Source organism: Dyella flagellata, from assembly GCF_030160275.1.
Classification (GTDB): domain Bacteria; phylum Pseudomonadota; class Gammaproteobacteria; order Xanthomonadales; family Rhodanobacteraceae; genus Dyella_B; species Dyella_B flagellata.
The window spans coordinates 74,720-98,319 of sequence record NZ_BSOA01000008.1 but is presented as its reverse complement, the minus strand read 5'-3'; the positions used below and the strand labels follow the sequence as shown (position 1 = coordinate 98,319).

At 62.6% G+C, this 23,600-nt stretch carries 20 protein-coding genes and 2 riboswitches; of the genes, 7 read left to right on the top strand and 13 right to left on the bottom strand.

The window, feature by feature from the left end:
- Positions 1-157: 157 nt before the first annotated feature.
- Positions 158-2,326 (bottom strand): TonB-dependent receptor family protein, encoded by a 2,169-nt coding sequence (locus QQJ96_RS06200; protein ID WP_284331094.1) that lies wholly within the window; start codon positions 2,324-2,326, stop codon positions 158-160.
- Positions 2,327-2,499: 173 nt separating this feature from the next.
- Between QQJ96_RS06200 and QQJ96_RS06195 the strand changes: the two genes are divergently transcribed.
- Complete coding sequence (locus QQJ96_RS06195; RefSeq protein WP_284331093.1) at positions 2,500-5,670, top strand: WD40/YVTN/BNR-like repeat-containing protein; 3,171 nt, start codon at positions 2,500-2,502, stop codon at positions 5,668-5,670.
- 90 nt (positions 5,671-5,760) lie between these two features.
- Here QQJ96_RS06195 and QQJ96_RS06190 read toward each other — a convergent pair whose 3' ends face one another.
- A complete protein-coding gene (locus QQJ96_RS06190; RefSeq protein WP_284331092.1) occupies positions 5,761-6,765 on the bottom strand; it encodes a hypothetical protein in 1,005 nt (334 codons plus the stop codon).
- Here QQJ96_RS06190 and QQJ96_RS06185 point away from each other — a divergent pair.
- Positions 6,747-6,995, top strand: a complete 249-nt coding sequence (locus tag QQJ96_RS06185) for a hypothetical protein (protein ID WP_284331091.1) — start codon at positions 6,747-6,749, stop codon at positions 6,993-6,995. The genes QQJ96_RS06190 and QQJ96_RS06185 overlap by 19 nt on opposite strands.
- A 196-nt stretch (positions 6,996-7,191) precedes the next feature.
- Here the strand turns inward: QQJ96_RS06185 and QQJ96_RS06180 are convergent, their stop codons facing one another.
- Entirely contained in the window at positions 7,192-7,611 is a 420-nt protein-coding gene (locus QQJ96_RS06180; protein ID WP_284331090.1) for a VOC family protein, read from the bottom strand.
- Positions 7,612-7,699: 88 nt separating this feature from the next.
- Positions 7,700-7,785, top strand: a riboswitch (glycine riboswitch).
- A gap of 3 nt (positions 7,786-7,788) precedes the next feature.
- A riboswitch (glycine riboswitch) is annotated at positions 7,789-7,883 on the top strand.
- Between the two features lie 46 nt (positions 7,884-7,929).
- On the opposite strand from QQJ96_RS06180, the gene gcvP reads away from it, so the two are divergent.
- Complete coding sequence (gcvP, locus tag QQJ96_RS06175) at positions 7,930-10,815, top strand: aminomethyl-transferring glycine dehydrogenase (protein WP_284331089.1); 2,886 nt, start codon at positions 7,930-7,932, stop codon at positions 10,813-10,815.
- A 111-nt stretch (positions 10,816-10,926) separates the two neighbouring features.
- Here gcvP and QQJ96_RS06170 read toward each other — a convergent pair whose 3' ends face one another.
- A complete protein-coding gene (locus QQJ96_RS06170) occupies positions 10,927-12,873 on the bottom strand; it encodes a M48 family metallopeptidase (RefSeq protein WP_284331088.1) in 1,947 nt (648 codons plus the stop codon).
- A gap of 45 nt (positions 12,874-12,918) precedes the next feature.
- A complete protein-coding gene (locus QQJ96_RS06165; RefSeq protein ID WP_284331087.1) occupies positions 12,919-13,506 on the bottom strand; it encodes a LemA family protein in 588 nt (195 codons plus the stop codon).
- Between the two features lie 466 nt (positions 13,507-13,972).
- On the opposite strand from QQJ96_RS06165, the gene QQJ96_RS06160 reads away from it, so the two are divergent.
- From QQJ96_RS06160 to QQJ96_RS06145, 4 genes are read left to right on the top strand one after another with little or no spacing between them, the layout of a single operon-like run.
- The gene (locus QQJ96_RS06160) at positions 13,973-14,905 is read left to right on the top strand and encodes a DUF6662 family protein (RefSeq protein WP_284331086.1); all 933 of its coding nucleotides are present in this window, start codon (positions 13,973-13,975) and stop codon (positions 14,903-14,905) included.
- A gap of 9 nt (positions 14,906-14,914) precedes the next feature.
- The gene (locus tag QQJ96_RS06155) at positions 14,915-15,445 is read left to right on the top strand and encodes an FMN-binding protein (protein ID WP_284331085.1); all 531 of its coding nucleotides are present in this window, start codon (positions 14,915-14,917) and stop codon (positions 15,443-15,445) included.
- A complete protein-coding gene (locus tag QQJ96_RS06150; protein ID WP_284331084.1) occupies positions 15,414-16,292 on the top strand; it encodes an FAD:protein FMN transferase in 879 nt (292 codons plus the stop codon). The genes QQJ96_RS06155 and QQJ96_RS06150 overlap by 32 nt, the downstream gene beginning before the upstream one ends.
- Positions 16,289-16,789 carry a hypothetical protein gene (locus QQJ96_RS06145; RefSeq protein ID WP_284331083.1) on the top strand — a complete coding sequence of 167 codons (501 nt, stop codon included), beginning with the start codon at positions 16,289-16,291 and terminating at the stop codon, positions 16,787-16,789. The genes QQJ96_RS06150 and QQJ96_RS06145 overlap by 4 nt, the downstream gene beginning before the upstream one ends.
- Before the next feature lie 2 nt (positions 16,790-16,791).
- Here the strand turns inward: QQJ96_RS06145 and QQJ96_RS06140 are convergent, their stop codons facing one another.
- The 8 genes from QQJ96_RS06140 to hfq all read right to left on the bottom strand — a co-directional run bounded on the left by QQJ96_RS06140 (position 16,792) and on the right by hfq (position 23,565).
- Positions 16,792-17,184: a hypothetical protein gene (locus QQJ96_RS06140; protein WP_284331082.1), complete on the bottom strand. Its 393-nt coding sequence runs from the start codon at positions 17,182-17,184 to the stop codon at positions 16,792-16,794.
- Between the two features lie 103 nt (positions 17,185-17,287).
- On the bottom strand, positions 17,288-17,989 hold the full coding sequence (locus QQJ96_RS06135) for an SDR family NAD(P)-dependent oxidoreductase (protein WP_284331081.1): 702 nt from the start codon (positions 17,987-17,989) through the stop codon (positions 17,288-17,290).
- Between the two features lie 180 nt (positions 17,990-18,169).
- A complete protein-coding gene (locus QQJ96_RS06130; protein ID WP_284331080.1) occupies positions 18,170-19,462 on the bottom strand; it encodes an adenylosuccinate synthase in 1,293 nt (430 codons plus the stop codon).
- Between the two features lie 89 nt (positions 19,463-19,551).
- Positions 19,552-19,737 carry a DUF2065 domain-containing protein gene (locus QQJ96_RS06125; RefSeq protein WP_284331079.1) on the bottom strand — a complete coding sequence of 62 codons (186 nt, stop codon included), beginning with the start codon at positions 19,735-19,737 and terminating at the stop codon, positions 19,552-19,554.
- Positions 19,738-19,747: 10 nt separating this feature from the next.
- Positions 19,748-20,623: a protease modulator HflC gene (hflC, locus tag QQJ96_RS06120; RefSeq protein WP_284331078.1), complete on the bottom strand. Its 876-nt coding sequence runs from the start codon at positions 20,621-20,623 to the stop codon at positions 19,748-19,750.
- Entirely contained in the window at positions 20,620-21,720 is a 1,101-nt protein-coding gene (gene hflK, locus QQJ96_RS06115; protein WP_284331077.1) for an FtsH protease activity modulator HflK, read from the bottom strand. The genes hflC and hflK overlap by 4 nt, the downstream gene beginning before the upstream one ends.
- Before the next feature lie 246 nt (positions 21,721-21,966).
- The gene (gene hflX / locus QQJ96_RS06110; RefSeq protein WP_284331103.1) at positions 21,967-23,277 is read right to left on the bottom strand and encodes a ribosome rescue GTPase HflX; all 1,311 of its coding nucleotides are present in this window, start codon (positions 23,275-23,277) and stop codon (positions 21,967-21,969) included.
- A 6-nt stretch (positions 23,278-23,283) separates the two neighbouring features.
- Positions 23,284-23,565 (bottom strand): RNA chaperone Hfq, encoded by a 282-nt coding sequence (hfq, locus tag QQJ96_RS06105; RefSeq protein WP_284321904.1) that lies wholly within the window; start codon positions 23,563-23,565, stop codon positions 23,284-23,286.
- Positions 23,566-23,600: the final 35 nt, after the last annotated feature.

The window sequence follows — 23,600 nt, the reverse complement described above, 5'->3', positions numbered from 1 at the left end:
GTCCGCTTGCAAAGGTGCCGCGCAAGCAAGCAGGCACGCGCAAGCAAGCGCTGAAAGAGGACGGAGGAGAGGGCGTGTCGACATCGTGAACTCCCGCTTCAGGAGTGAAAGTAAGCCCCTCTCCTGGAGGGAGGGGGAGTTGTTGTTCTCAGTGTCCCTAATACGTCAGCGCAAAACCCGTGTACCAGGTCCTACCAAACGCCGGCTCCAGTCCATTCTGCCAAACCCGATCAAAATAACGCCGATTGGCCAGATTGCTCACGCCCGCCAGCAAGCGCAGGGAATGATTGAGCTGCCAGTCGGACGCCACGTCCACCACCGTGTAAGCCGGTATACGCGCTGGCATATACGTCAAGCCGCTGCCAAAGGACTTATCGGAATCCTGCCAGTACTGTGCTGCCGAGGTGACCGCGGTCAGGCTCAGCTTCACGTGCTCGTTGCGCCAGGTAACGCCGGTCTTGATCAGGTAGTCCGGTGAAAACGCCGGCGTCTTGCCCACCTGGCCGGGAATCGCGCTAGCAGTGAACCTGGCATTGAGCAGGCTGGCGTTGAGGAAGGTTTCCAGATGCTGGCCTTCGGTGGCCAGTTGCGTCGGCGCGAAGAAATCGTAGTCGAGTTGCGCTTCCAGGCCGCGGCTGCGCGCGTCGCCAGTGTTTACGTAGATGGTGTCGATGGCATTGATGTAGCGCGTTTCCAGGCGATTGCGGAAATTGATCCAGAACACGCTGACGTCGTAATACAGGCCGGTGACTGGCGCACCATGCACACCGGCTTCCCACGATACCGACTTGGACAGCTGCGCGGCATGGCCCTGCATGAGGTTGCTGAAAGGCGGTGCGATATCGAAGAAGCGCAGCGGACGCCAGCCTTGCGACACGTTGAAATAGGTTTCGTTGCCATGACCGAAGTCATTGCCCAGCCCCAGGCCGAACAGCGGCATGTGGCGCGTGTCGGCTTCATGGATCAACGGGCGCGAGAGAAACGGCGGATGCACCGTTTCATCCACGGCGACGCGTTCACGCTCCAGGCGCACGGAGGGCACGATGTGGATGCGATGTGGCAGGCGAAACACATTCTCGGCAAACAGCGAGGCGTATTGCGAACCGCGGCGCTGGTTGAGGATTTGTGTACCGCTACGATCGTCGCGTGCCACGGTCAGGTTGGGACTGCTCCACTGCCGGAATGGATCGCTGCCGTAGTACAGCACCGTGCCGACAGTGAAAGCGTTGCCCTGCCCCCACTTCTTGCGCAGGCGTACGTCGGTGCCATAGGTACGGAACGCTTCGTCCTGCAACGTCGTGCTGGCCGGTGGTGCCTGCCCGGGTAGCTGGGCTTTGGCCGCACGGCTGACCAAGTCCTCGTAGGTGAACCACAACTTGGCTTCCAGCGACCAATTGCCGCCAAGATCGTGGGTGTGACCTAGCACCAGCTGATCGCGGTTTACCCAATCGCGGTTGTAGGGCGTAGTGACGCTACGAGGATCTTGTTGCCAGCGCGTGTAACTCAACCGTCCGGGATCGCCGGAGACGGCGTCAATCGCATGGAAATCCAGCCACCATTGTTGGCGCTCGTCCGGCGTATACGCGAGATACAAGTCGGCCTGGCGATTGCGCGAATCATCGTTCGCGCGCGTACCGTCGCTTTGTACGTAACCCGCGTCGGCGCGGAACGCCCAGGCGCCCTGGTTGCGCTGAATCACGTTGTAGCTGGAAAACAGGCCGTGTTCGCCGACTACGTTCTCGGTGCTCATGCTCAGCGGTGTATTCGGAGCTGGGCGCTTGGAAACGAGATTGATCACCGGCGCCGGCTCCGGCCCATACAGCAAGCTGGAGCCGCCGCGGATCAGCTGCACTTCGGACAGGCCCTGCGTGAGCGGAAACGCGTACAACGTGGGAAAACCGATCCAGTCGCCTTCCAGCGGGATACCGTCCTGCATCACCAGGACGAATTCGGACTCCTGCGGATTGCCGATGCCGCGATAATTGAAATTGAACTGGGTCGGCGTGGGTTGTTCGGAAACCAGCACGCCCGGCGTACGCGCAAGCGTCTGGTTGAGGTTGTTGCCGACCACCGTGGGCTGGTTTTCCAGATGCGTCACCGTGGTTTTCTTGGTGACGGTGATGCGGGGGCCGTCGACCTCCGGCATCTGGTATTGCAGCTTGGCCTTGAGGTATTTGCGCCAATCGTTGGCGCTGACGCTTACAGCCGGAAGCTTGGTGGTTTTCTGGGAACCCGTAGCGCGATCGTCATCCTGCGCCACGGCAGAAAGGGAAGCCAGCGAAAGCAGCAAGGCAAGCGGTAACGCGGCACGGCGTAGTGACAACATTTGGCATCCAGGCGGCAGCAGGTTAGCCGGCCCTTATCGCGCATGTAGGGGCCGCTTGGCTATATGCCATCGGTTTACCCTGGGGGTTAGATCGTGACAGCGTTACAGTGCGATGACCGTTCCCTCTCCCCGGCGCAGTTCTACCCCTCCCCCACTTGCAAGAGGAGCGGAGAATGAAGCCTCGTTCAGTGGGAGCAAACCGTCTTTCCAGCAAGAGATACCGCCCCGTGCACCTGCGTCGCCTCGCTCTACTCACGCTCGGCATCAGCACCGCCTTCGCCGCCCACGCCACTGTCGATCCCTCGCTGTTCCAGGACCTGCACTGGCGCCTGGTCGGTCCCTTCCGCGGTGGCCGCGTGCTCGCCGTAACCGGCGTTCCCGGCGATGACCGGCATTTCTATTTCGGCGCAGTGGATGGCGGCGTGTGGAAGACCAACGATGCCGGCCGCACCTGGCAAGCGATCTTCGACGACCAGCATGTGGGCTCGATTGGCGCCATCGCGTTGGCGCCGTCGCAACCGGACACCCTTTATGTCGGCACCGGCGAAGCCGACATGCGATCGGACATCGCGCACGGCAATGGCATGTACAAATCCACCGACGGCGGCAAGCACTGGAGCCACATCGGCCTGGAGGACAGCCGGCAGATCGGACGCATCCTGGTTGATCCGCAGCATCCCGAGCGGGTGTTCGTCGCTGCGCTCGGCCATGCCTACGGCCCGAACGCTGAGCGCGGCGTGTTCCGCTCCACCGATGGCGGCCAGCACTGGGAGAAAGTGCTGTTCAAGGACAACGACACCGGTGCGATCGATCTCGCCTTCCAGCCGGATGATTCGAACACCATCTACGCAGCCTTGTGGCAGACGCGCCGCCCACCGTGGAGCGTTTATCCGCCCTCGAACGGACCGGGCAGTGGCTTGTATGTGTCTCACGACGGTGGCTCGCACTGGACGCAGGTCCAGGGCAACGGTTTCGCCGGACATCCCGGCCGAATCGGACTGGCCACCACACCCAGCGATCCCAAGCGCGTCTATGCGCTGGTCGACGCGCCCAATGGCGAAGGCGGCCTGTATCGCTCCGACGATGCCGGCGCACACTGGAAGCACATCACCGATGATCAGCGCATCTGGCAGCGTGGCTGGTATTTCAACCGGCTCACGGTCGATCCGAAGAATGCCGACCGCATCTATGTGATGAACACCATCGTGTTGCGCTCCGAGGATGGCGGCAAGCATTTCATCGCGCTGAAAGGCGACCCCACCGGCGACGATTTCCACGAGATGTGGATCGACCCGACCAACCCGAACCGGCAGATCCTCGGCGTCGACCAGGGCACGCTGATCACACTCAACGGCGGCACCACCTGGAGCAGCTGGTACAACCAGCCCACCGCGCAGATCTATCACGTCAGCACCGACAACCGCTTCCCGTACTGGGTCTATGGCGCCCAGCAGGATTCCGGCGCGGTGGCGCTGCCCAGCCGCAGCGGCAGCCACGACGGCATCACCATGCAGCAGTTCCACGAACTCACTCCCGGCGGCGAGAGCGACATGATCGCGCCCGATCCGGACGATCACGACATCGTCTACGGCGGCCGCGTGGACAAGCTCGATATGCGTAGCGAGCAGGTACGCAATGTCGACCCCACACTGGCCTACCCCGCCGCGCATTACCGTGCGGCATGGACGCTGCCGCTGGAGTTTTCCAAGCGCGATCACAAGGTGCTGTACTTCGCCAATCAACGCCTGTTCCGCACCGCGGACGGCGGCGAGCACTGGGCGCCGATCAGCCCCGACCTCACTCGAACGGATGCGGGCGTGCCCGCCAACCTCGATGCGGCCACCGCGGCCGACGACAACCATCCAGACAAGCAGCGCGGCGTGATCTACACCATCGCGCCCTCCCCGCTCAGCGCCAAGGCGCTATGGGTCGGCACGGACGACGGGCTGGTATGGCGCACCGACGATGAGGGCGCACATTGGAGCAATGTCACCCCCAGCGCACTCACACCCTGGTCGAAAGTCGGTGGCATCGAGCCTTCGCACTTCAGCCCGGACGTGGCGTATCTCGCCGTCGACCGCCATCGCCTGGATGACGACTCCGCCTACATCTACCGCACCACCGATGGCGGCAAGAGTTGGACTCGCATCGACAACGGCATTCCGTCCGACAGCTTCGTGAACGTGGTGCGCGAAGATCCGGTACGCAAAGGCCTGCTCTACGCCGGCACCGAAAAAGGCATGTACCTATCGTTCGACGATGGCGCGCATTGGCAGCCGTTGCAGCAGAATCTGCCGTCGACCTCCGTGCGGGACATCGACGTGCATCAGGACGACCTGGTGATCGCCACGCATGGCCGTGGTTTCTGGATCATGGACGACATGACGGCACTGCGACAGATGGAAGACGCCAGCCTGCACACTGCGATGCTGTTCAAGCCTGCCGATGCCTACCGCGTGCGCCATCCGGAGTTCACCGGCACGCCGATGCCCAAGGACGAACCGCTGGCGGCCAATCCGCCCGATGGCGCCATGATCGACTACGCCTTGCCGGAACACGCCAAAGGCCCGGTCACCCTGACCATCCTGGATGCGCAGAATCACAAGGTGCGCAGTTTCAGCAGCGACGACAAACCGCCGATGCTCGATCCGGCGAAGCTGGAATTCGCGCCGGAGTGGGTGCCGATTCCCACCGCGGTGGCAACCACGCCAGGCATGCACAGGTTCGTTTGGAATCTGCGCTACGCCGGCAAGGGCGAAGAGGGACGCCACCATCAGAAGGATGGCGTGTGGGCACCACCTGGCAATTACACCGTGGAACTCAGCGTCGGTGGGCACAGCTATCGGCAACCGCTGGTCATCAAACCGGATCCGCGCGTAACCGTTTCGGTGGCCGCCATGCAGCGTGAATTCGAACTGGCTACCAAGGTGGAAACGGTGTCAGGACAGGCATCCAAAGCAGCAGCCGAAGCGAAAAAGCTGCTGCAGGCGCTGGATGACCGCCAGTCGCATGCCAGCGGTGCACTGCACGACCAGATTGCGGCGCTGATAACGCAGACCTCGGATGTTTCCGGCATGCCGCTGCACACCGATCCGCGTACTGCCATGTTCTTGCAGCCGCATCGCACGGATAGTTTGCGCAGCCTCTCGGCGAACCTGGAAAAACTGCTCAGCGCCGTCGATGACGCGGATGCCAATCCGAGTCCGGATGCGCAGCAGTCTTACGCGACGCTATCGCAAACGCTGACCGCGACGCTCGGCGAGTGGCAGAAGCTGAAGCAGCAGGAGCTGACGGCGCTCAACGGCAAGTTGAAAGCGGCTGGGCAGAAGGCGATTTCGCTGTAATGCCCATGGCGTAGGCTGGGATGGCAATCCCAGCTTCGTGGTGTTGCGTGCATGGTAATGCTGGGATTGGCATCCCAGCCTACGCGCTGGTTAACGCTCCGCCAGGCGAGCCTGCACTTCGGCATAGATTCGCGCACGCTTGGCGGAAAACCAGCCCAGCACGCCGGTCACCGGCATCGGCTGCAAACCGGTCAGGCTCGCATGCGCCACGCGCAGCAGATGCGCGCGGTGAAATTCCGCGAAGGCGTCCGCCAGCGCCGGTACGTGGAAGGGCACTTCCACATATTCATCCAACAAGGTGCCGAGTACCGCTGCCGCGCGTCGCGCGATTTCGGTATTGGCGTTGGTTACCCGGACGTCATTCGATGGCACGTTGTAGGCTGCCTCGATGGCGCGTACGAGTTGCTGGAACTCCGTAGCATGCAGGGGGCGGCAATAAATGGGTGTTTTGGCCCGCGCCAGCAGCCAAGTCTGTTCCCTGCGCGGCAGCGCGCTGGAATTGTTGGTGGCGATGTCCAATGCATCGCTGTAGTTGTAGCCGTACTCACCCATCAGCTCGATGGCCAGCTCCTCGCGCACCATCGGCTCGACGCGACGCACGCCTTCGCGTCCGTACCAGCGAACGTATTCGGGCGTTACCTGCATGAAACTGCCGCGCGGCGGACGATTGAACAGCCGCTCTTCCACCTCGCCGTGCAGATACGGGTGGATCGCCTTCATGCCGGAGGCGCGCGCGGCAAGCACGCGGTCCATCAGCACTTCGGCAGTGACCAGCTCGTGGTGGTAATCGCCATACAGGCTGTCGTCGTCGACATGGGCGAAGTACACGAAGCGAATGTGCCGCACTACGCGCGAGACACGGCGCGCCCGCTTGGCAGGATCGTGCAGGCGGCGCTTCCACGCACGACCATCCTGCGCGGTGTGCGCAGCATGCGCCGACGGTAAGTCGCTAAGCAATTGCCCGACCTCACGATCGGAAACATGCGCGGTATCCGCTTGTGCGCCCTCTGCCGGACGCCTGGAAAAATCCGATTCACACACACCGACATCCTCGAACTGCAAGCGCACGACCACCCATGCCGCTGCTCGACGCATTGAAGAATCCCGTAGCCAAAGTCCTGCGCGTGGCCGCACGCGACCACGCGCGCAAGAGCCTAAGCTCCCGCGCGCTGCGGACAGCCTGCGAATACCTTCGCGGTGAACGGATCAACCGGGTGGGGAAGCCGGCCGATGCCTCAAACTCCTTGCGCCAGGAACAGCCGGATCGGCATGGCAGGTACGAAGACGCGCCACTGAAGATCCGCAAGCATCGAAAGCCGTCGTGAAGTCCAGCGCGAATGCCTGGGGGATGCTTCGCGGGACCGCACTCGCTTCTGCACTGCGCCGTCGGGACGGCAAACAGGCACACGCGCCCTGGGGAAGCAGCATTATAACGAGAACCCTGTCACAAAAGTTAAATTCGTGACCTATGGCCCATGCTTTTTTAAAGCATACGTATGCAACGCCCGGATGGCTTGGCCGCTAAGCGTTGGGCGGCCCCTTCAGCTCCACCATGTTGCCTTGCGGATCAAACAGATAAATGGATGGACCCTCGCCCTTGGCGCCATAACGGCTGCCGATCTCGCCAATCCGCACGCCATGCGCGTTCAGGTGCGCCAGGATGGCGGCTTCGTCGTAGCCGGCCACGCTCAGGCACAGGTGATCCATGTTGTGCCCTTCGGTCCCCGGCCCCTTACCCCCATGGCGGCCAAGCTTGCCTTCGATGCTGACCAGGTCGATCAGCGAGTTGCCGGCACGTAGCTGCACCAGCCCGATCTCGTCCTGCCGGCGCTCCTGCGTGCAGCCCAGCACGTCGCAATAGAACGCCTGCATGATGGGCAAGTCGTAGGCACGCAGGACGATGTGATCGAGTTGTTCCAGGCGGAAAGGGGGTTTGTTCATGATTGCTGCTCTCGCCGGCGGTGGCCATTCTGGGGTGTAGGTTGGGGTGCCAACCTACACCACGGCGCGAGGTATAATCACCGCCTTGACGTACACGGTGGGAGAAGCGGGCCTATACCCGCTGCCGAAGGCGCAACGCCCGTAATCGCTCAGGCTCCATACCGCCGTGGACCAAGACTCTGGAGAGACCGGTTAAATCCGGCGCCGAAGGGGCACGAAGCAAAAGGTTTGTCGGACCGGTCGCTTCCAAACTCTCAGGCAAAAGGACAGAGGGGCGCCCCGCGTGCGGCCTGCACGCGTTCTTCGGACGCCTTTTTCATGCCCCAAGCACCTTCATCTCCCTCGGTCTCCCCTTCCCTGCGCGAACTCGAGCACCACGACGCCTTCCTTGAGCGTCATATCGGCCCCAACGATGCCGAAATCGCCCAGATGCTGCGCGCAATCGGCCATGACTCGCTGGAGGCCATGACCGACGCCATCGTGCCGGGTCAGATCAAGTCCCAGGCGCCGCTGGCGCTGCCGCAAAGCGTCACGGAAGAAGAGGCGCTGGCAAAGATCCGCGCCATCGCGCGCAAGAACAAGGTCTTCAAAAATTTCATCGGCCAGGGTTACCACGGCACGCTGACGCCGAATGTCATCCTGCGCAACATCCTGGAAAACCCGGCCTGGTACACGGCCTACACGCCGTACCAGGCGGAGATCTCGCAAGGCCGCATGGAAGCGCTGATCAACTTCCAGACCATGGTGGCCAATCTCACCGGCATGGACATCTCCAATGCCTCGCTGCTGGACGAAGCGACCGCCGCTGGCGAAGCGATGACGCTGGCAAAGCGTTCGGCGAAGTCCAAGAGCAACGTCTTCTTCGTCGCCAACGACGTGCATCCGCAAACGCTGGAAGTGCTGCATACGCGCGCCGACGGCGTCGGCATCCAATTGCACGTTGGCGAACCGGCGGAAGCCTCCAGCGTCGACAGCTTCGGCGTGCTGTTGCAGTACCCCAACACTTACGGCCAGATCCGCGACTACCACGCGGTGGCCGATGCAGTGCATGCTCGTGGCGGCATCGTTGCGGTGGCCACCGACCTGCTTGCACTGACGCTGATCGCCTCGCCCGGCTCATGGGGCGCGGACATCGTGGTCGGCAATAGCCAGCGCTTCGGCGTGCCGTTCGGTTTCGGCGGTCCGCATGCCGCCTATCTCGCCTGCCGCGATGCCTACAAGCGCTCCATGCCGGGCCGCTTGATCGGCGTGTCGGTGGATGCGCAAGGCAAGCCGGCCTACCGCCTCACCCTGCAAACGCGCGAGCAGCATATCCGCCGTGAAAAGGCCACGTCCAACATCTGCACCGCGCAGGTATTGCTGGCCGTGATGGCCAGCATGTACGCGGTGTATCACGGCCCGGATGGCCTCAAGCGCATTGCGCAGCGCACGCATCGATTTGCCGCCATTCTTGCCGCGGCGCTACGCCGTGCCGGCATGACGGTCGGCAGCGCCTTCTTCGATACGCTGCACATCACCAATGTCGATGCTGACGCGATCCATGCCAAGGCGGTAAGCGCCGGCTTGAACCTGCGCCAGATCCACGGTCAGAGCGTGGGCATCAGCCTGGATGAAACCACCACGCGCGCCGACGTGCTGGCGCTGGCCAAGCTGTTCGGTGCCGAGATCGTCGACATCGACGAAGCCAATGCCGCCACACCGGACGAACTGCCGGCCGCGCTGCAGCGTCAAGAGGCTTTCCTGCAGCATCCGGTGTTCAACACCCACCACAGCGAACACGAGCTGCTGCGCTACATGCGCTCGCTGGCCGACAAGGACCTGGCGCTGGATCGCACCATGATCCCGCTGGGCAGCTGCACCATGAAGCTCAACGCCACCGCCGAGATGATCCCGGTGACCTGGCCTGAATTCGGCGGCATCCATCCGCTTGCCCCGGCCGACCAGACGCAAGGCTACAAGCAGCTGATCGATGAGCTGGAAGCCATGCTGGTGGAATGCACCGGCTACGATGCGGTGAGCCTGCAGCCCAATTCCGGTGCGCAGGGCGAATACGCCGGCCTGCTCGCCATTCGCGAATACCACCGCTCGCGCGGCGAAGACCAGCGCGACATCTGCCTGATTCCCGAATCGGCGCACGGCACCAATCCGGCTTCCGCGCAAATGTGCGGCATGACGGTGGTGGTCACCAAGTGCGACAGCAACGGCAACGTCGACGTCGAAGACATTCGCGCCAAGGCGGAGAAGTATTCCGACCGCCTCGCCGCGCTGATGATCACCTACCCCTCCACGCACGGCGTGTTCGAGGAAGACGTGGTGCGCATCTGCGAGATCGTGCACCAGCACGGTGGCCAGGTGTACACCGACGGCGCCAACATGAACGCGCTGGTCGGCCTGGCCAAGCCCGGCAAGTGGGGCTCGGACGTCTCGCACCTCAACCTGCACAAGACCTTCTGCATTCCGCACGGCGGCGGCGGCCCTGGCGTGGGTCCGTGTGCGGTGAAGTCGCACTTGGCACCGTTCCTGCCACGCACGCTTGGCGGTGAAAGCAAGGTCGGCATGGTGAGCGCGGCCAGCTTCGGCAGCGCCAGCATCCTGCCGATCTCGTGGATGTACATCACGCTGATGGGCCAGCAAGGCTTGCGCAAGGCCACGCAGGTGGCACTGCTCAACGCCAACTACATCGCCAAGCGCCTGGCTTCGCATTACGAGACGCTGTACACCGGCCGCAACGGCCTGGTGGCGCACGAGTGCATCCTCGACCTGCGTCCGCTCAAGGACCGCACCGGCATCAGCGCCGAAGACGTGGCCAAGCGCCTGATCGACTTCGGCTTCCACGCACCGACCCTTAGCTTCCCGGTGGCCGGCACGCTGATGGTGGAACCGACGGAAAGCGAATCGATGCACGAGCTGGATCGCTTCATCGACGCGATGATCCAGATCCGCGACGAAATCCGCGCGATCGAAGACGGCCGCCTGGACCGCGAAGACAATCCGCTCAAGAACGCGCCGCACACCGCCAGCATGGTGACCGGCACGGAATGGACGCACGCTTACCCGCGCGAGCTTGCGGCCTTCCCACTGCCCAGCCTGAAGCTGCAGAAGTACTGGTCGCCGGTGGCGCGCGTGGATAACGTCTACGGCGACAAGAACGTGATGTGCGCATGTATTCCGATTGATGCGTACAAGGAAGAAGCCGAAGCGTAAGCGCTGATGCTCAGCTCCCTCCCCTGCTTGCACGGGAGGGAGCAGTTCCTAGGCCAGGATGCCAATCCCGGCATCCATGAAGTCCTAAAGTGCTGGGATTATCATCCCAGCCTACGCTTGCGGCGGCACTGCGCAATGCAGGCTGGCGCAAATTACGCGCAGCAATTCGGCTTCCGTCGGCGTGACCACACCATCGGCGCGAATGGCGCTGAGCAGGCTCTGGATCACGATTTCCTTAGCGGTCGGCATCAAGCCATCCAGATCGTCCAGCGCTCGATCAAAGGGAACCTGCCATTCGATCGGCAAGGTTTGCCAACTGGCAGCCGCCCCCGGAAACGCCTGGTCTATCGCCAGCAACCACGCGCGGCGTGCAGCCGCATCATCATTGCTGCCATAGACCGCGACCACCGCACATACGAGCGCTACGCTATCGCGGCACGCGGGCAGTTTCTTTTGTCCGTCGACCGGAGCGCTGCGCGGGCGGCAGGCTTCGCGCAAATGCATGCGCAGCAGCCGTACCAGGCAGTAATCGTGCAGATCCACTTGTGGATCCATGCTGACCACGGTATCCAGCGTCTCCAGCAAGGTCTGTTGGCGCCCTTGCGGCAATTGCTTGAGGGCGGGATAGGCCAGCGACAACAGCGGCAGGCGAGAGGTCGGCGGCAGCGTTGCGGCATCTGCCGCGAACTTGCCTACGGAGAACTGCACGTCATCGCCGAACGCGCCGGCGATCAGCCTTTTCTGTTTGGATTGCAGATCATCTTGCCTGGAGACAGCTAGTGCCAGCATCAGCGCAAGCGCGGGCTCGGGCTGCCTCACGGCCTCCCTCAGCCGGCCGAAAACATCGCGCTGGGCGACGGCGGCTTGCTGAGCAGCCTGCTCGACCGGCGCAGCAGCCTGGGGAGTAGTGACTGCCGGGGCAGCCAGCACCGCGGCCCCGGTGGTCTGGCCAGGCCATTCCAGCGGCGCATGCGATTGATCCGCGTCTGCCTCCGTCGCGTTCCCGGCCTCGTCACTCTGGCTGTTCGACGAAGACGCCTGCATCTGCGCCTCCAGCTTCGTCAGCTCCTGTTCCTTGAACCATGGCTCCAGGTGGCGGATGCGCTCCATCAACGGCGGATGCGTGGCAAACCATGCATTGAAGTCATCCACGTCGCCGAACATCATGTGCGCGACTTCATGGCGGTTCCCCACCTGAAGGCGCGAGCCCTCGGTCAGCACGGCGATTTTCTTCAAGGCGCCGGCAATGCCGATCGTCTGGCGGGTGAATTGAACGGCCGACGTATCGGCCAGGGTTTCGCGCGATCGCGCCACGGCGGACTGGATCAAGCGCCCGAAGAAATAGCCGATCGAACCGATCACGACCAGCGCGATGCCGATCAGGAGCGACACCGGCAGCCGATTGTCATCGTCGTTGTTCCGCCGATAGGAAGAGGAGTCGCTGTTCCACCACACCATCTGGCGGCCAATCACCGACAAGGCCATGATGCCGTACAGCAGGCCCATCAGGCGGATGTTGAGCCGCATATCGCCATTGAGCACATGGCTGAATTCGTGCGCGATCACACCTTGCAGTTCATTGCGGTTGAGCTGATCCAGGCAACCCTGGGTCACGCAGATGGCCGCGTCGGAGGCCGAATAGCCCGCCGCGAACGCGTTGATGCCCGGCTCGTTCGGCAACAGGTAGATATCCGGTACGGGTGTACCGGAGGCGATCGCCACTTCTTCGATGACGTTGCGCAACTGGCGCAACTGGGGATCTTGCGTATCGGGCGGCACCGGTTCGCCGCCCACATCTTCCGCCACCGCCTTGCCGCCCTCGGAAAGACTCGCTATGCGATACCAGGCACAGCCCAGGATCAGCACGACGGTGGCGATCGTGGCGATGCTCAGCAACGGCTTTACGTAGGGCAAGGCACGATGGATATGCCAGTGGCCAAACACCAGCATCGCCAGCATATCCACGGCAAATACAATCGCGAGCACCGCCGCGATGAACAACGCAACCAGCACACGGGTGCTGCCGCGTACGCGCGCCTGTTCGGCAAAAATATCCATCCTGCCCCTCCAGGTGGGATCGATGCGTCTAACGGCGACTAGCGATCAGCTGAAGGAAACCTTGGGCACTTCACGCACGGCGGCGTCTTCGATATGCAGCGGTTGCGCTTCCGTGAAGCTGAAGCTGCTGGCGATGAACGATGCCGGGAATACTTCGCAGCGATTGTTGTACGTCATCACTGCATCGTTGTAAGCCTGCCTGGCGAAGGCGACACGGTTTTCCGTGGAAGTGAGTTCCTCGGACAGCTGTGCCATGGTCTGGTTGGCCTTCAGATCCGGATACGCCTCGCTCACCGCGAACAAGCGGCCCAAGCTCTGGGTCAGGCTGGTTTCGCTAGCCGCCAGCTGGTCCATCGCGGCCGGATCGCCAGGACTGGCCTTGGCGTCAGCCAGTCCCTTGACGGCGGCATTGCGCGCTTGCATGACCGCTTCCAGCGTGCCGCGTTCGTGCGCCAGATAAGCTTTGGCGGTTTCCACCAGGTTGGGAATCAGGTCGTGTCGCCGCGTCAGCTGCACGTCGATCTGCGCAAAAGCATTCTTGTAGCTGTTCCGCGCGGTGACCAAGCCGTTGTAAAGGGACACGACATAAACGACCGCCAGCACGATCAGCGCCAAAAAGACGAACAAACCCATTGGAATTCCCCCTGCGGCGTGTCTCGCCGTTATTCGGTCAACTTCGTGTACGACCACACTGCGCCGAAGCCTAGCATGAAAAATTGAACGGTCATTCTGGTGCGCGCGCACAGCATTCTTCAGGCTCACGTAAAGTTCGCGCCTGGCGTTGCCGGCGTCGCCGACGCTTGCATGTCTGCACCCGTTTTTTTGCCGGTGTATGTAATTACATCCGACAAATGCCGACTGTCCGCTCGCATAACTGAACATGTCGATAGCGGGATGCTCCAGTCAATCTGCCGCACCTACCGGCCATCGCCATCGGTCGATGGTTCGACACGAAGAACGCCTCCGCGCAGAAAAAAACCGGATAACACCATCGGTACTGGCCTCAAGACCGCCGGACGGCTCCTCCGGCGATTGACATGAGAATAATAATGCGAATAATTCGTATTTGCTATCTTGATGGCCTTCCAGGAATTCCCGCATGGATCTGTTGCGTGCCCGTCGTGGCGATCTGCTTGCCGCTGCCCTTTTTGCCAGTGCTTTAGGCGCCAGCTTCACCGCCCCGGTCAACGCCGAAGAGAGCCAGTTCGGCTTCGTCTACACCACCGACCTGCTCCCCAAAGGGGCCATGGAAGTGGAGCAATGGTCGACCTGGCGTTTCCAGAAAGTCGCAGGACAGTTCGACCAGATCGACGGCCGCACCGAATTCGAGTACGGCCTGACCGACAATCTGCAGCTTGCGATGTACGCCAATTACACCTGGGCCCAGGCGTACCGGAACGGTCCCTACGGCGTGACCACCCCGCCTGAGCCACTGTCCTATGACGCTCCTGATCCATACCGCCACTACCAGGCATCGCGCCTTACTGGTTTTTCTGGCGAGATGATCTACCGCATCCTCAGCCCATACACGGATAAAGTTGGTCTTGCCGTGTATGTGGAACCGACCATCGGTGCAGCGTTTCGCGAGCTGGAAACCAAGCTGATCCTGCAGAAGAATTTCCTGGACGATCGCCTTACCACCGCGTTCAACTTCACCTACGCGCCGGAATGGCGCAATCAATATGAAGACGGCATGCCGGGCAAGAAAGCCTGGAACTACGAAGTGGATGTGAATGCCGGTTTCGCGGCGGCGTACCGGTTCAGGCCGAACTGGTCGCTCGGCTTTGAATTGGAGAACGAGCACGAATACAACAGCTACAAGTTCTCCCGCGAAACCAACAACGGCTATTTCATCGGGCCCAGCATCCATTATGGCGGCAAGCGTTTCTTCGTCACCGCCACTTTTCTCGAACAACTGCCTTGGGCAACCACGCATTCGGATACCGTGCCGGGCGCGGTCGTCGGCAGACGCGACTACGACAACGACTTCGAACGCTATCGCCTGCGCGTCAAGGCCGGCTTCTACTTTTAAGGAGGCGACATGAAATCCCGTCTGCTATTGCTTCCGGTGGCGGCCCTGGTGGCCGCCGCGCCCGTTCGCGCCACGGTGTATCTGTCGATCGAGCAGGCGCAGGCGCTGATGTTTCCCGGCGCCACCTTGACCCCCGCTTTCATCACGCTGACAGCAGAACAGATGAAGGCGATCGAGAAAGACAGCGACGTCAACGTACTCAGCCCGCAGCTGAAGGTGTGGAAGAGTTCGAGCGGCGGCTGGTTCATTGCCGACCAGGTGGTGGGCAAGCACGATTTCATCCCCTTCGCGCTTGCACTGGATGAGCACGGGGCGGTGAAGGACGTGGAGATCCTGGAGTATCGCGAAACCTACGGCGACCAGGTGCGTAACGCCAACTGGCGCGCGCAGTTCACCGGCAAGACCCACAGTGCGCCGCTGAAAGTCGGCGCCGACATCAAGAATATTTCCGGCGCCACGCTGTCAAGCCGGCACATCACCGACGGCGTCAAGCGCCTGCTGTCCACCTATGCCCTCGTGCTCGCCCAACAGCACGCTTGAGCGTGTCCAGCCGCTGCTAGGCACTTTCGTCAGCGTGCGCGTGGAAGCGGACGATGCGAAGGCAGGACATCGCGCTATCGATGCGGCCTTCGAGGCGATCGCTCGCGTCCACGCCTTGATGAGCTTCCACGCACCGCAGAGCGATCTTTCGCGCATTCATCGCGCGCCGGCCGGCATGCGGGTGGTGGTCGAGGCACAGACGGCGGAAGTCCTGCGGCTCGCGCTTGCCTTCTCGAAGTGGAGCGAAGGCAGCTTCGACATAACGATCGCCGGCAAGCTGGTGGCACAGGGCCTATTGCCCGCCCCATCGCAATCCCGCGCCCCGGACACGAATGCATGCTGGCGCGATATCGAGCTGGATGATGGGCACGGCGTAGTGTTGCACCACCCCCTATGGATCGACCTTGGCGGGATCGCCAAAGGCTACGCAGTCGACCGCGCCGTGGCATGCCTGCAAACGCACGGCATACGCAATGCATGCGTGAATGCCGGAGGCGATTTGCGCCTGCTGGGCGCGGGTCCGCACAGGGTTGTGTTGGACACGGGCGTTGCAGATCTTGCACAGCAGCCGGTGCTGGAAGTAGATGAGGCCGCGGTGGCAACCAGCAGCAGCCGCGCGTTCGCCGCTTCGGGTATCAGTCCCCACGTGCATGGACAGACGCAAGCTTGCATAGGTATGCAAGATTGCGTCAGCGTCGTTGCCAACTTGTGCGCGCATGCCGACGCCTTGACGAAGATCGTGCTGGCTAGCAGGGAGGCCTGCGAGCCCCTGCTGAAACAACTCGGCGCAACCGCCTATCTGCACGATGCTCATGGCCAATGGTCAACGCTGGGAGTTGCCGCATGACGATGCGACCGCCAGCCCATCGTGTTGTCGGCCATCACCCCATACCACTCAGGCTATCGAGGCGCAGGCGGTACACCGCCTATGCCGTCGGCATCGGTCTATGGCTGAGCGGCGCCTTATGGCTGTTGTTCCACTATTTTCTACAAGGCAAGGGCGAGTTCGGCCCGACCGAAAGCCCGCTTGAATCGTGGTGGCTGCGCTTGCACGGGATGATGGCCTTTGCCGCGCTGTGGACATTCGGCCTGGTCTGGGGCGTACACATCGTGACGGGCTGGCGAACCCGCCGCCATCGCCTGTCCGGCGGCATCACTGTGGGCCTGCTCGGCTGGCTGATCGTCAGCGGCTACTTGCTGTACTACCTCATCGACGACCAGTGGCGGCTCGCAGCCTCCTGGGCCCACTGGATCGTAGGGCTCGTATTGCCACTGCTATTCATTGTGCATATGACGCGCGGAAGGCAACGCACCGGACGGCATCGCCTTCCGCCGGGAACTTGAATTCATCCACGCCGCACCGGTGCTCCTGGCGCCGGATCAAGCCAGCCGCGCCCTCCGCTCGCCACCGTGCTGCCGGACAGGCGCTGCTTGCGGGTTGCTTCCTGGCGAAGCCGGTTGAGGTGAGTGCCGCCTGCCTGGTAGGTAGCGCCGTTTTCAGGCATGGGCAATTCCGCTTGTCCGCCCACAGGCGTGCCCAACGCTACTGCGCCGGTGTCTTCATGGCCGAAGCCGTGGTGAGGAAGAGCCTGGCCGGTACCACTTACACCACCGGCACCGCCCTCCTTGCGCATGGCCTGCCTGATGGCCTTGAGTTCCTTCTCCTCGCCGTTCTGTCGGTAAGTCGCTGGCTCGCGATGGCTATTGCTACGTTGATCGGATGAACCATGTTCTGCCATGACGTCTGCTCCTATGCCGAAGGAGAGGGTCAGGATGAACTTGTGCAGGTAAGCAGTTTGTGGATTTTCCCTAAGCTAAACCGGTGATCGGCCACGCCAAGCCTCACCACGCCACAGCCGCTCCTCGATAGTTAAGGAAGCGCAGTTCGCCCTTGCCGGTTTCCGCTTCCACTACATCCACCATGCGTGGAACGCTTTCCTCGACGCCCAGCGTGCCTTCGGGACCGCCCATATCAGTGCGCACCCATCCAGGATCCATCAACAGGTAAGTGCGGGTGTCGCCCGATTGGCGCGCCACATAACTGCGCATCAGGGTATTGAGCGAAGCTTTGCTGGCACGATAGATTTCCCAGCCACCTTCCGTATTGTTGGCAATGCTACCCAGCCCTGACGACATGGCTACAACGCAGCCCTTGGACTGCACCAGGTCATGGAAGATGCCGACAAAGCGCATCGGGCTCAATGCGTTATTGATCATCTCGTGGGTGAACGCTTGGGCATCGACTTGCTCGATCGATAGATCAGGGGCTGACGATATGCCCGCGCTGACAAACAGCACGTCCAACGATCTGTTGCGCAAACGCGCGTGCAAGGCAACCACCTGTTCGGGTTCATTGATATCGACGTGTTCGATTTCCAGTCGACCGCCTGCATTCTCTTGCACATCATGCAACGCGGTCTTTCCGGTACCGCGGACGGTAGCAATGACCTGCCATCCTCGCGCCAGGTATTCCTGCGCCAAACCCAGACCCAATCCGCGCGAAGCACCGACGATCAGCGCCGTGCGTGTCTTCGAAGTCGCCATGGCATGCCTCGTCATCAGCTGCTCAGGATAGATCGCCAGGATACGCCGCTACGGTGGCCAGCCAGTCAATGAGCATCGAAACTATCGTTTTTGTTTGTCGGCCATGCTCAACGGTGAGCGTATCACCCGAAAAAAAAGGGCCCCGCAGGGCCCTTCTCGTCATCGCTTAACGACTGTCGATCAGGCGAACGGATCATCCAGCACGATGGTGTCTTCGCGATCCGCGCCGGTGGCCACGATGGCCAGGCGGCAGCCGGAAAGTTCTTCCACGGCGCGCAGGTAAGCACGTGCCGCGGCCGGCAGCTTGTTCCAGTCGCGGATGCCGGCGGTGGATTCGCTCCAGCCCGGGAACTCCAGGTACACCGGCTGGCATTCGGCCCAGCCGTCGGCGTCGAGCGGCGCCAGTTCGCGGCGCTTGCCGCGGTATTCGTAGGCGATGCAGACCTTGATGGTGTCCAGGCCGTCGAGCACGTCGAGCTTGGTGATGGCCAGGCCGTTGATGCCGTTGATCTGCACGGCGCGCTTCAGCGCGACCAGGTCGATCCAGCCGCAGCGGCGCGGACGGCCGGTGCTGGCACCGAATTCATTGCCTACCTTGCGCAGGCGCTCACCCATTTCGTCATGCAGTTCGGTGGGGAACGGGCCACCACCGACACGCGTGGCGTAGGCTTTGCAGATGCCGAGCACGTAATCGATGTCGCCCGCGCCTACGCCGGTGCCGGCGAGCGCGCCACCCACGGTGGTGTTGCTGCTGGTGACGTACGGATAGGTGCCGTGATCGATGTCGAGCAGCGCGCCCTGGGCGCCTTCATACAGGATGTTGCCGCCTTCCTTGCGCACGTCGTGCAGGATGGTGGCGACATCGTCGACCATGGGGCGGATGAATTCGCCATAGGCGATCGCGTCGTCCAACACCTTCTGGTATTCCACCGGTTCGGCTTTCAGCCACTGGGTGAGAATGAAATTGTGGTACTCCACCGCGCACTTGATCAGATCCGGCAGTTCGTGCGGATACATCAGGTCGGCCACGCGCACGCTGCGGCGGGCCACCTTGTCTTCGTACGCGGGACCGATACCGCGGCCAGTGGTACCAATGGCCTTGCCGCCGGCAGCGGCTTCGCGGGCCTTATCCACAGCGATGTGGTAGGGCATGATCAGCGGGGTGGCCGGGCTGATCTTCAGGCGCGGGCGCACGTTCACGCCCTGCGCTTCCAGCTCTTCGATTTCCTGCTTGAGCGCGGCCGGCGACAGCACCACGCCGTTGCCGATCAGGCACAGCGCGTCGTCACGCAGGATGCCGGAGGGAATCAGGTGCAGCACGGTCTTCTTGCCCTTGATGACAAGGGTATGGCCGGCGTTGTGGCCGCCCTGGAAGCGCGCCACCGCGCCCACGCGCTCGGTCAACAGGTCGACGATCTTGCCTTTGCCTTCGTCGCCCCATTGTGCGCCAAGAATTACGACTGACTTGCCCATGATGTGTGTCTCGCTCTGAAAGGACGTTCCGATCGGCGGAACGGGTATATGAAAAACTTAAAACCGGACGATTACCGCGTGGTGAAACTTCAATGCACCAGCCGCAGCGTGATCAGGCCAACGCCGATGGCGATCGCGCCGAACACGCGCAAGGTCCGCGGCTCCATCTTCGAAGCTTCGCGCATGATCGCCTGCCAGCCATGCGGCGCGGCAAACAGCACCAGCCCCTCGATCACCAGCACCAGGCACAGCGCAGCATAGAATTCACGCGGCATGGATGCTTGCTCAACGTCGGGCCGGCGCGGCGGCCGGGTTGCCAAAGTAGCGAAGGAATTCGGAATCGGGCTTGAGGATGATGGTGCCCTTGCCGTCGCCGAAGGATTTCTTATAGGCCTCGAGGCTGCGGTAGAACGAGAAGAAATCCGGGTCCTGCGCATAGGCCTGCGCATAGATCTGCGCGGCATCGGCATCGCCTTCGCCCTTCACCTTGTCGGCACCGCTTTCGGCGGTGGCGCGGATCACTTGCGCCTGGGCTTGCGCCTGCGCCTTGATCGATTCGGCCAGCTGCTTGCCATCCGCGCGGATGACCGCGGCCTGCTGCTGGCGCTCGGTTTGCATGCGCTTGTAGACCGCCGCCTTGACGTCGTCGGGGAACTCGACGCTGGTGATACGCACGTCGACCACCGATACACCCAGGGTCTTTTGCGTTTCGGCATTGGCTTGCTGCAACGCGCCGAAGGCGATGTCAGCTTGGCCTGCGGCAACGAACTGGTCCATTGCATGCTCGCTTACGACATTGCGCAGCGTGTTGCTGACGATGGGGCCCAAGCGCTGGCCGGCCTGCACTTCGTCGCCGCCGGTAGCACGGTAGTAATCGGCTGCGTTGGCGATGCGCCACTTCACGTAGTAGCTGACGTTGATGCTCTGTTTGTCGGCGGTCGCGTAACGCTGCGGCGCGCCGTCGAACGACAGGATGCGATCGTCCAGCGTCAACGCCTGTTGCAGCAGCGGCACCTTCGCATGCAGGCCAGGCTGGCTATCGGTGCGCAGAATCTTGCCGAATTGCAGCAGCAGCACGTGCTGCCCTTCGCCCACGGTATAGAAGCTGTTGAAGCCGAGGAGGATGAGCAGGACGATGAGAATGGCAGCGGTGGTCTTCATGGCTGCTTCCCCTTCTCTGCCTCTTCGCCACCGGCATTACCCGGCTGCGCTACCGTACCGACGCCCGGCAGGTTGGTGGCCGGCAGCACTTCGCCACGGTCGCCGCCGATGTTGATGACGCTGCGGCCATCCGAACCGTCGATGACCTTGTTGCTAGCGTGCAGGACATCTTCCATGGTTTCCAGCCACAGGCGGCGACGGGTCACTTCCGGCGCGGCGCGGTATTCCTTGAGGATGAGATTGAAGCGCTCGACGTCACCCTGCGCGCGCGCGATGCGCTCGGCCTTGTAGGCTTGCGCTTCGGCCGCCAGGCGGCCGGCTTCGCCCTTGGCGTTGGGAATGTCCTGGCTGGTATTGGCTTTGGCCTGGTCAATCAGGCCCGTACGGTCCTGGCGTGCGGCGATCACGTCGTCGAAGGCGTCCTTTGCCTCCTGCGGCGGCGTAATGGCCTGGAAGCTGACGTCGGTGACCCGCAGGCCGCAGTCATAGGTATCCAGTGTGTGCTGCAACTGCTCGCGCACCTGCTGCTGCAATGTCCCCATATGCGGGGTAGACGCATTGCCTTCGCTCTGGCCGGTGAGCACATCGTCCATGGCCTGCGCACCGATCACGGCGCGCACGGCGGCCTGGGCGGCCTCGTTGAGCGTGCCGTCCGGGTCACGCACGCTGAACAGGTATTTCCTGGGATCGGTCACCTGGTACTGCACGTTGAAATCGACCGTAACGATGTCCTGCTCGCGCGTGAGCATCCGGACCTGGTCGGACATCGCGCGTATGCGTGAGGTCGCCACCGCCTGCGCGGTTTCGATCGGCGCCGGCAGTTTCAGGTGAAAGCCGGCGCCGACGATGCGCACATAGGCGCCGAAACGCTGCACTACGCCTACCTGCCCGGTCCCGATCACGGTGTAGCTGGTCAGCAGCAGCCAGGCCAGCAGGATAGCCACCACAATGGTAAGGATGCCACCGGGGCCGCCCAAGCGCCCGATGCGCTTGAACAGGTCCTTGAGGGCGGTCTCGACACCGGGCTTGCCGCCGGAACCGCGCTTGTTCTTGTTCCATGGATCACGCTGCCCGTTGCCGGGTTCGTTCCAGGCCATGGTCAGTCTCCTTGAGGCCGCTGGGAGGCCGGCAACAACGGCCGGAAAACACTGGGTTCGGGTTGGGACATGGTGACGGATAGTGGCGTGCAAGCGCCTCGATAGGGTGGCGCACAAACGGTCGCATTCTAGCAGAGACGGCCGATTGGGTCCCGCTCCTGCCGGGGGCGTAGGCTGGGACGGCAATCCCAGCATTGCCGTGCATGAGACCTCGCGATGCTGGGATTGCCATCCCAGCCTAGGCAATCACATAGCCGTATCGGGATTGCCCAGCAATCCGCGCAACAGCTCGACATCCTGGCCCTGCCCGCCGGTGAGCGGCGCCAGCACGCTTCTCGGAGCATCGATGCGAAGACGCCAGCCCTCTTCATCGACGGCTTCTTCCGCGATGGCGCCGGCCGCGCGCAAACGGGCATGCAGCCGCCCCGCCGACAGCGGCAGGCGCAGTTCGGACTGCACGCGCTCGCCGCCCAGGCATTCGCCCAAGGCCTCACGCAACAAGTCCAGGCCTGCGCCTGTAGCGGCCGAGAGCCATACCTGTTGCGGCACGCCTTCGGCGTTTCGCACGATACGAGGCTCGCCGCCAGCGAGGTCGATCTTGTTCATCACCCGCAACTGCGGCATATCGCCCGCGCCGATTTCTTCCAACACCTGGTCGACGACTTGGTGCAGGCGCTCACGCTCTTCATCCGCGGCATCGCTGACGTGCAACAACAGATCCGCATCACACGCTTCGGCCAGGGTGCCGCGGAAGGCGGCCACCAGGTCGTGCGGCAACTCGCGGATGAAACCCACCGTATCGGCCAGCACGGCGGGACCGCAGCTCAAGTCTTCGAGCTTGCGCACGGTGGGATCGAGCGTGGCGAACAACTGGTCCGCCGCATAGACATCGCCTTGCGTGAGCGTATTGAACAGGGTGGACTTGCCGGCATTGGTGTAACCCACCAGGGCCACCCGCGGCACGGTGTTGCGCAAGCGTGCGCGACGCTGCTGGGTGCGCTGGGTCTGCACCTTTTCCAGGCGCTTGCTGAGCATCTTCACCCGCTCGCCGAGCAGGCGGCGGTCGGTTTCCAGCTGCGTTTCACCAGGTCCACGCAGGCCAATGGCGCCGCCGCGCTGGCGCTCCAAGTGCGTCCAGCCGCGAACCAGGCGGGTAGCCAGGTGCTTGAGCTGGGCCAGTTCCACTTCCAGCTTGCCTTCGTGGGAACGGGCGCGCTGGGCGAAGATGTCCAGGATCAGGCCGGCGCGATCGACCACACGCACGTTGAGCAGCTTTTCCAGGTTGCGCTCTTGCACCGGCGAAAGCAGGTGGTCGACCAGCACCACGTCCGCTTCCAGCGCGCGCACCGCCTCGGCGACTTCTTCGGCCTTGCCGGTGCCGATGTAGTAGCGAGGATTTGGGGCTTCCACGCGCGCGGGAATCTCCGCCAGCACTTCCGCGCCAGCGGATCTCACCAGTTCGACGAACTCCTCTGCTCGCTCGGCCGCATCGCCTTCCCCCCGCGAGTGCGGGAGGACCAGCACAGCCCGTTCGCCTTTCTTTTGCCTATCGAACAGAGTGAATCAACCTTCGCTTTCGACCGAGGCGTGCTCGAGGTGGTTTTCGTGGCCTTCGTGACCTTCGTGGCCATTGCCCACGCGCACGTTGCGGCTTGGCACCACGGTGGAGATGGCGTGTTTGTAGACCATCTGGCTGACCTGGTTGCGCAGCAGCACCACGAACTGATCGAACGATTCGATCGTGCCCTGGAGCTTAATGCCATTGACCAGGTAGATGGCTACCGGTACGCGCTCGCGGCGCAATGCGTTCAGAAATGGATCTTGCAAGGATTGCCCTTTTGACATTTTTGTTCTCCCCCATCACACGGATGGGCCGGAAA

Bases quoted from the DNA above. Each gene is read 5' to 3' on its own strand.
- QQJ96_RS06125 (WP_284331079.1), bottom strand. From the start codon at position 19,737: ATGCCGCGTGAATTCTATGCTGCGCTGTGCCTGGTGCTGGTGATCGAG.
- QQJ96_RS06195 (WP_284331093.1), top strand. From the start codon at position 2,500: ATGAAGCCTCGTTCAGTGGGAGCAAACCGTCTTTCCAGCAAGAGATAC.
- QQJ96_RS06165 (WP_284331087.1), bottom strand. From the start codon at position 13,506: ATGGGTTTGTTCGTCTTTTTGGCGCTGATCGTGCTGGCGGTCGTTTAT.
- QQJ96_RS06140 (WP_284331082.1), bottom strand. From the start codon at position 17,184: ATGGCAGAACATGGTTCATCCGATCAACGTAGCAATAGCCATCGCGAG.
- hfq (WP_284321904.1), bottom strand. From the start codon at position 23,565: ATGTCAAAAGGGCAATCCTTGCAAGATCCATTTCTGAACGCATTGCGC.
- QQJ96_RS06160 (WP_284331086.1), top strand. From the start codon at position 13,973: ATGGATCTGTTGCGTGCCCGTCGTGGCGATCTGCTTGCCGCTGCCCTT.
- hflK (WP_284331077.1), bottom strand. From the start codon at position 21,720: ATGGCCTGGAACGAACCCGGCAACGGGCAGCGTGATCCATGGAACAAG.
- QQJ96_RS06135 (WP_284331081.1), bottom strand. From the start codon at position 17,989: ATGGCGACTTCGAAGACACGCACGGCGCTGATCGTCGGTGCTTCGCGC.
- QQJ96_RS06180 (WP_284331090.1), bottom strand. From the start codon at position 7,611: ATGAACAAACCCCCTTTCCGCCTGGAACAACTCGATCACATCGTCCTG.
- QQJ96_RS06155 (WP_284331085.1), top strand. From the start codon at position 14,915: ATGAAATCCCGTCTGCTATTGCTTCCGGTGGCGGCCCTGGTGGCCGCC.
- QQJ96_RS06190 (WP_284331092.1), bottom strand. From the start codon at position 6,765: ATGCGTCGAGCAGCGGCATGGGTGGTCGTGCGCTTGCAGTTCGAGGAT.
- QQJ96_RS06170 (WP_284331088.1), bottom strand. From the start codon at position 12,873: ATGGATATTTTTGCCGAACAGGCGCGCGTACGCGGCAGCACCCGTGTG.
- hflC (WP_284331078.1), bottom strand. From the start codon at position 20,623: ATGAAGACCACCGCTGCCATTCTCATCGTCCTGCTCATCCTCCTCGGC.
- QQJ96_RS06150 (WP_284331084.1), top strand. From the start codon at position 15,414: ATGCCCTCGTGCTCGCCCAACAGCACGCTTGAGCGTGTCCAGCCGCTG.
- QQJ96_RS06200 (WP_284331094.1), bottom strand. From the start codon at position 2,326: ATGTTGTCACTACGCCGTGCCGCGTTACCGCTTGCCTTGCTGCTTTCG.
- QQJ96_RS06130 (WP_284331080.1), bottom strand. From the start codon at position 19,462: ATGGGCAAGTCAGTCGTAATTCTTGGCGCACAATGGGGCGACGAAGGC.
- QQJ96_RS06185 (WP_284331091.1), top strand. From the start codon at position 6,747: ATGCCGCTGCTCGACGCATTGAAGAATCCCGTAGCCAAAGTCCTGCGC.
- QQJ96_RS06145 (WP_284331083.1), top strand. From the start codon at position 16,289: ATGACGATGCGACCGCCAGCCCATCGTGTTGTCGGCCATCACCCCATA.
- gcvP (WP_284331089.1), top strand. From the start codon at position 7,930: ATGCCCCAAGCACCTTCATCTCCCTCGGTCTCCCCTTCCCTGCGCGAA.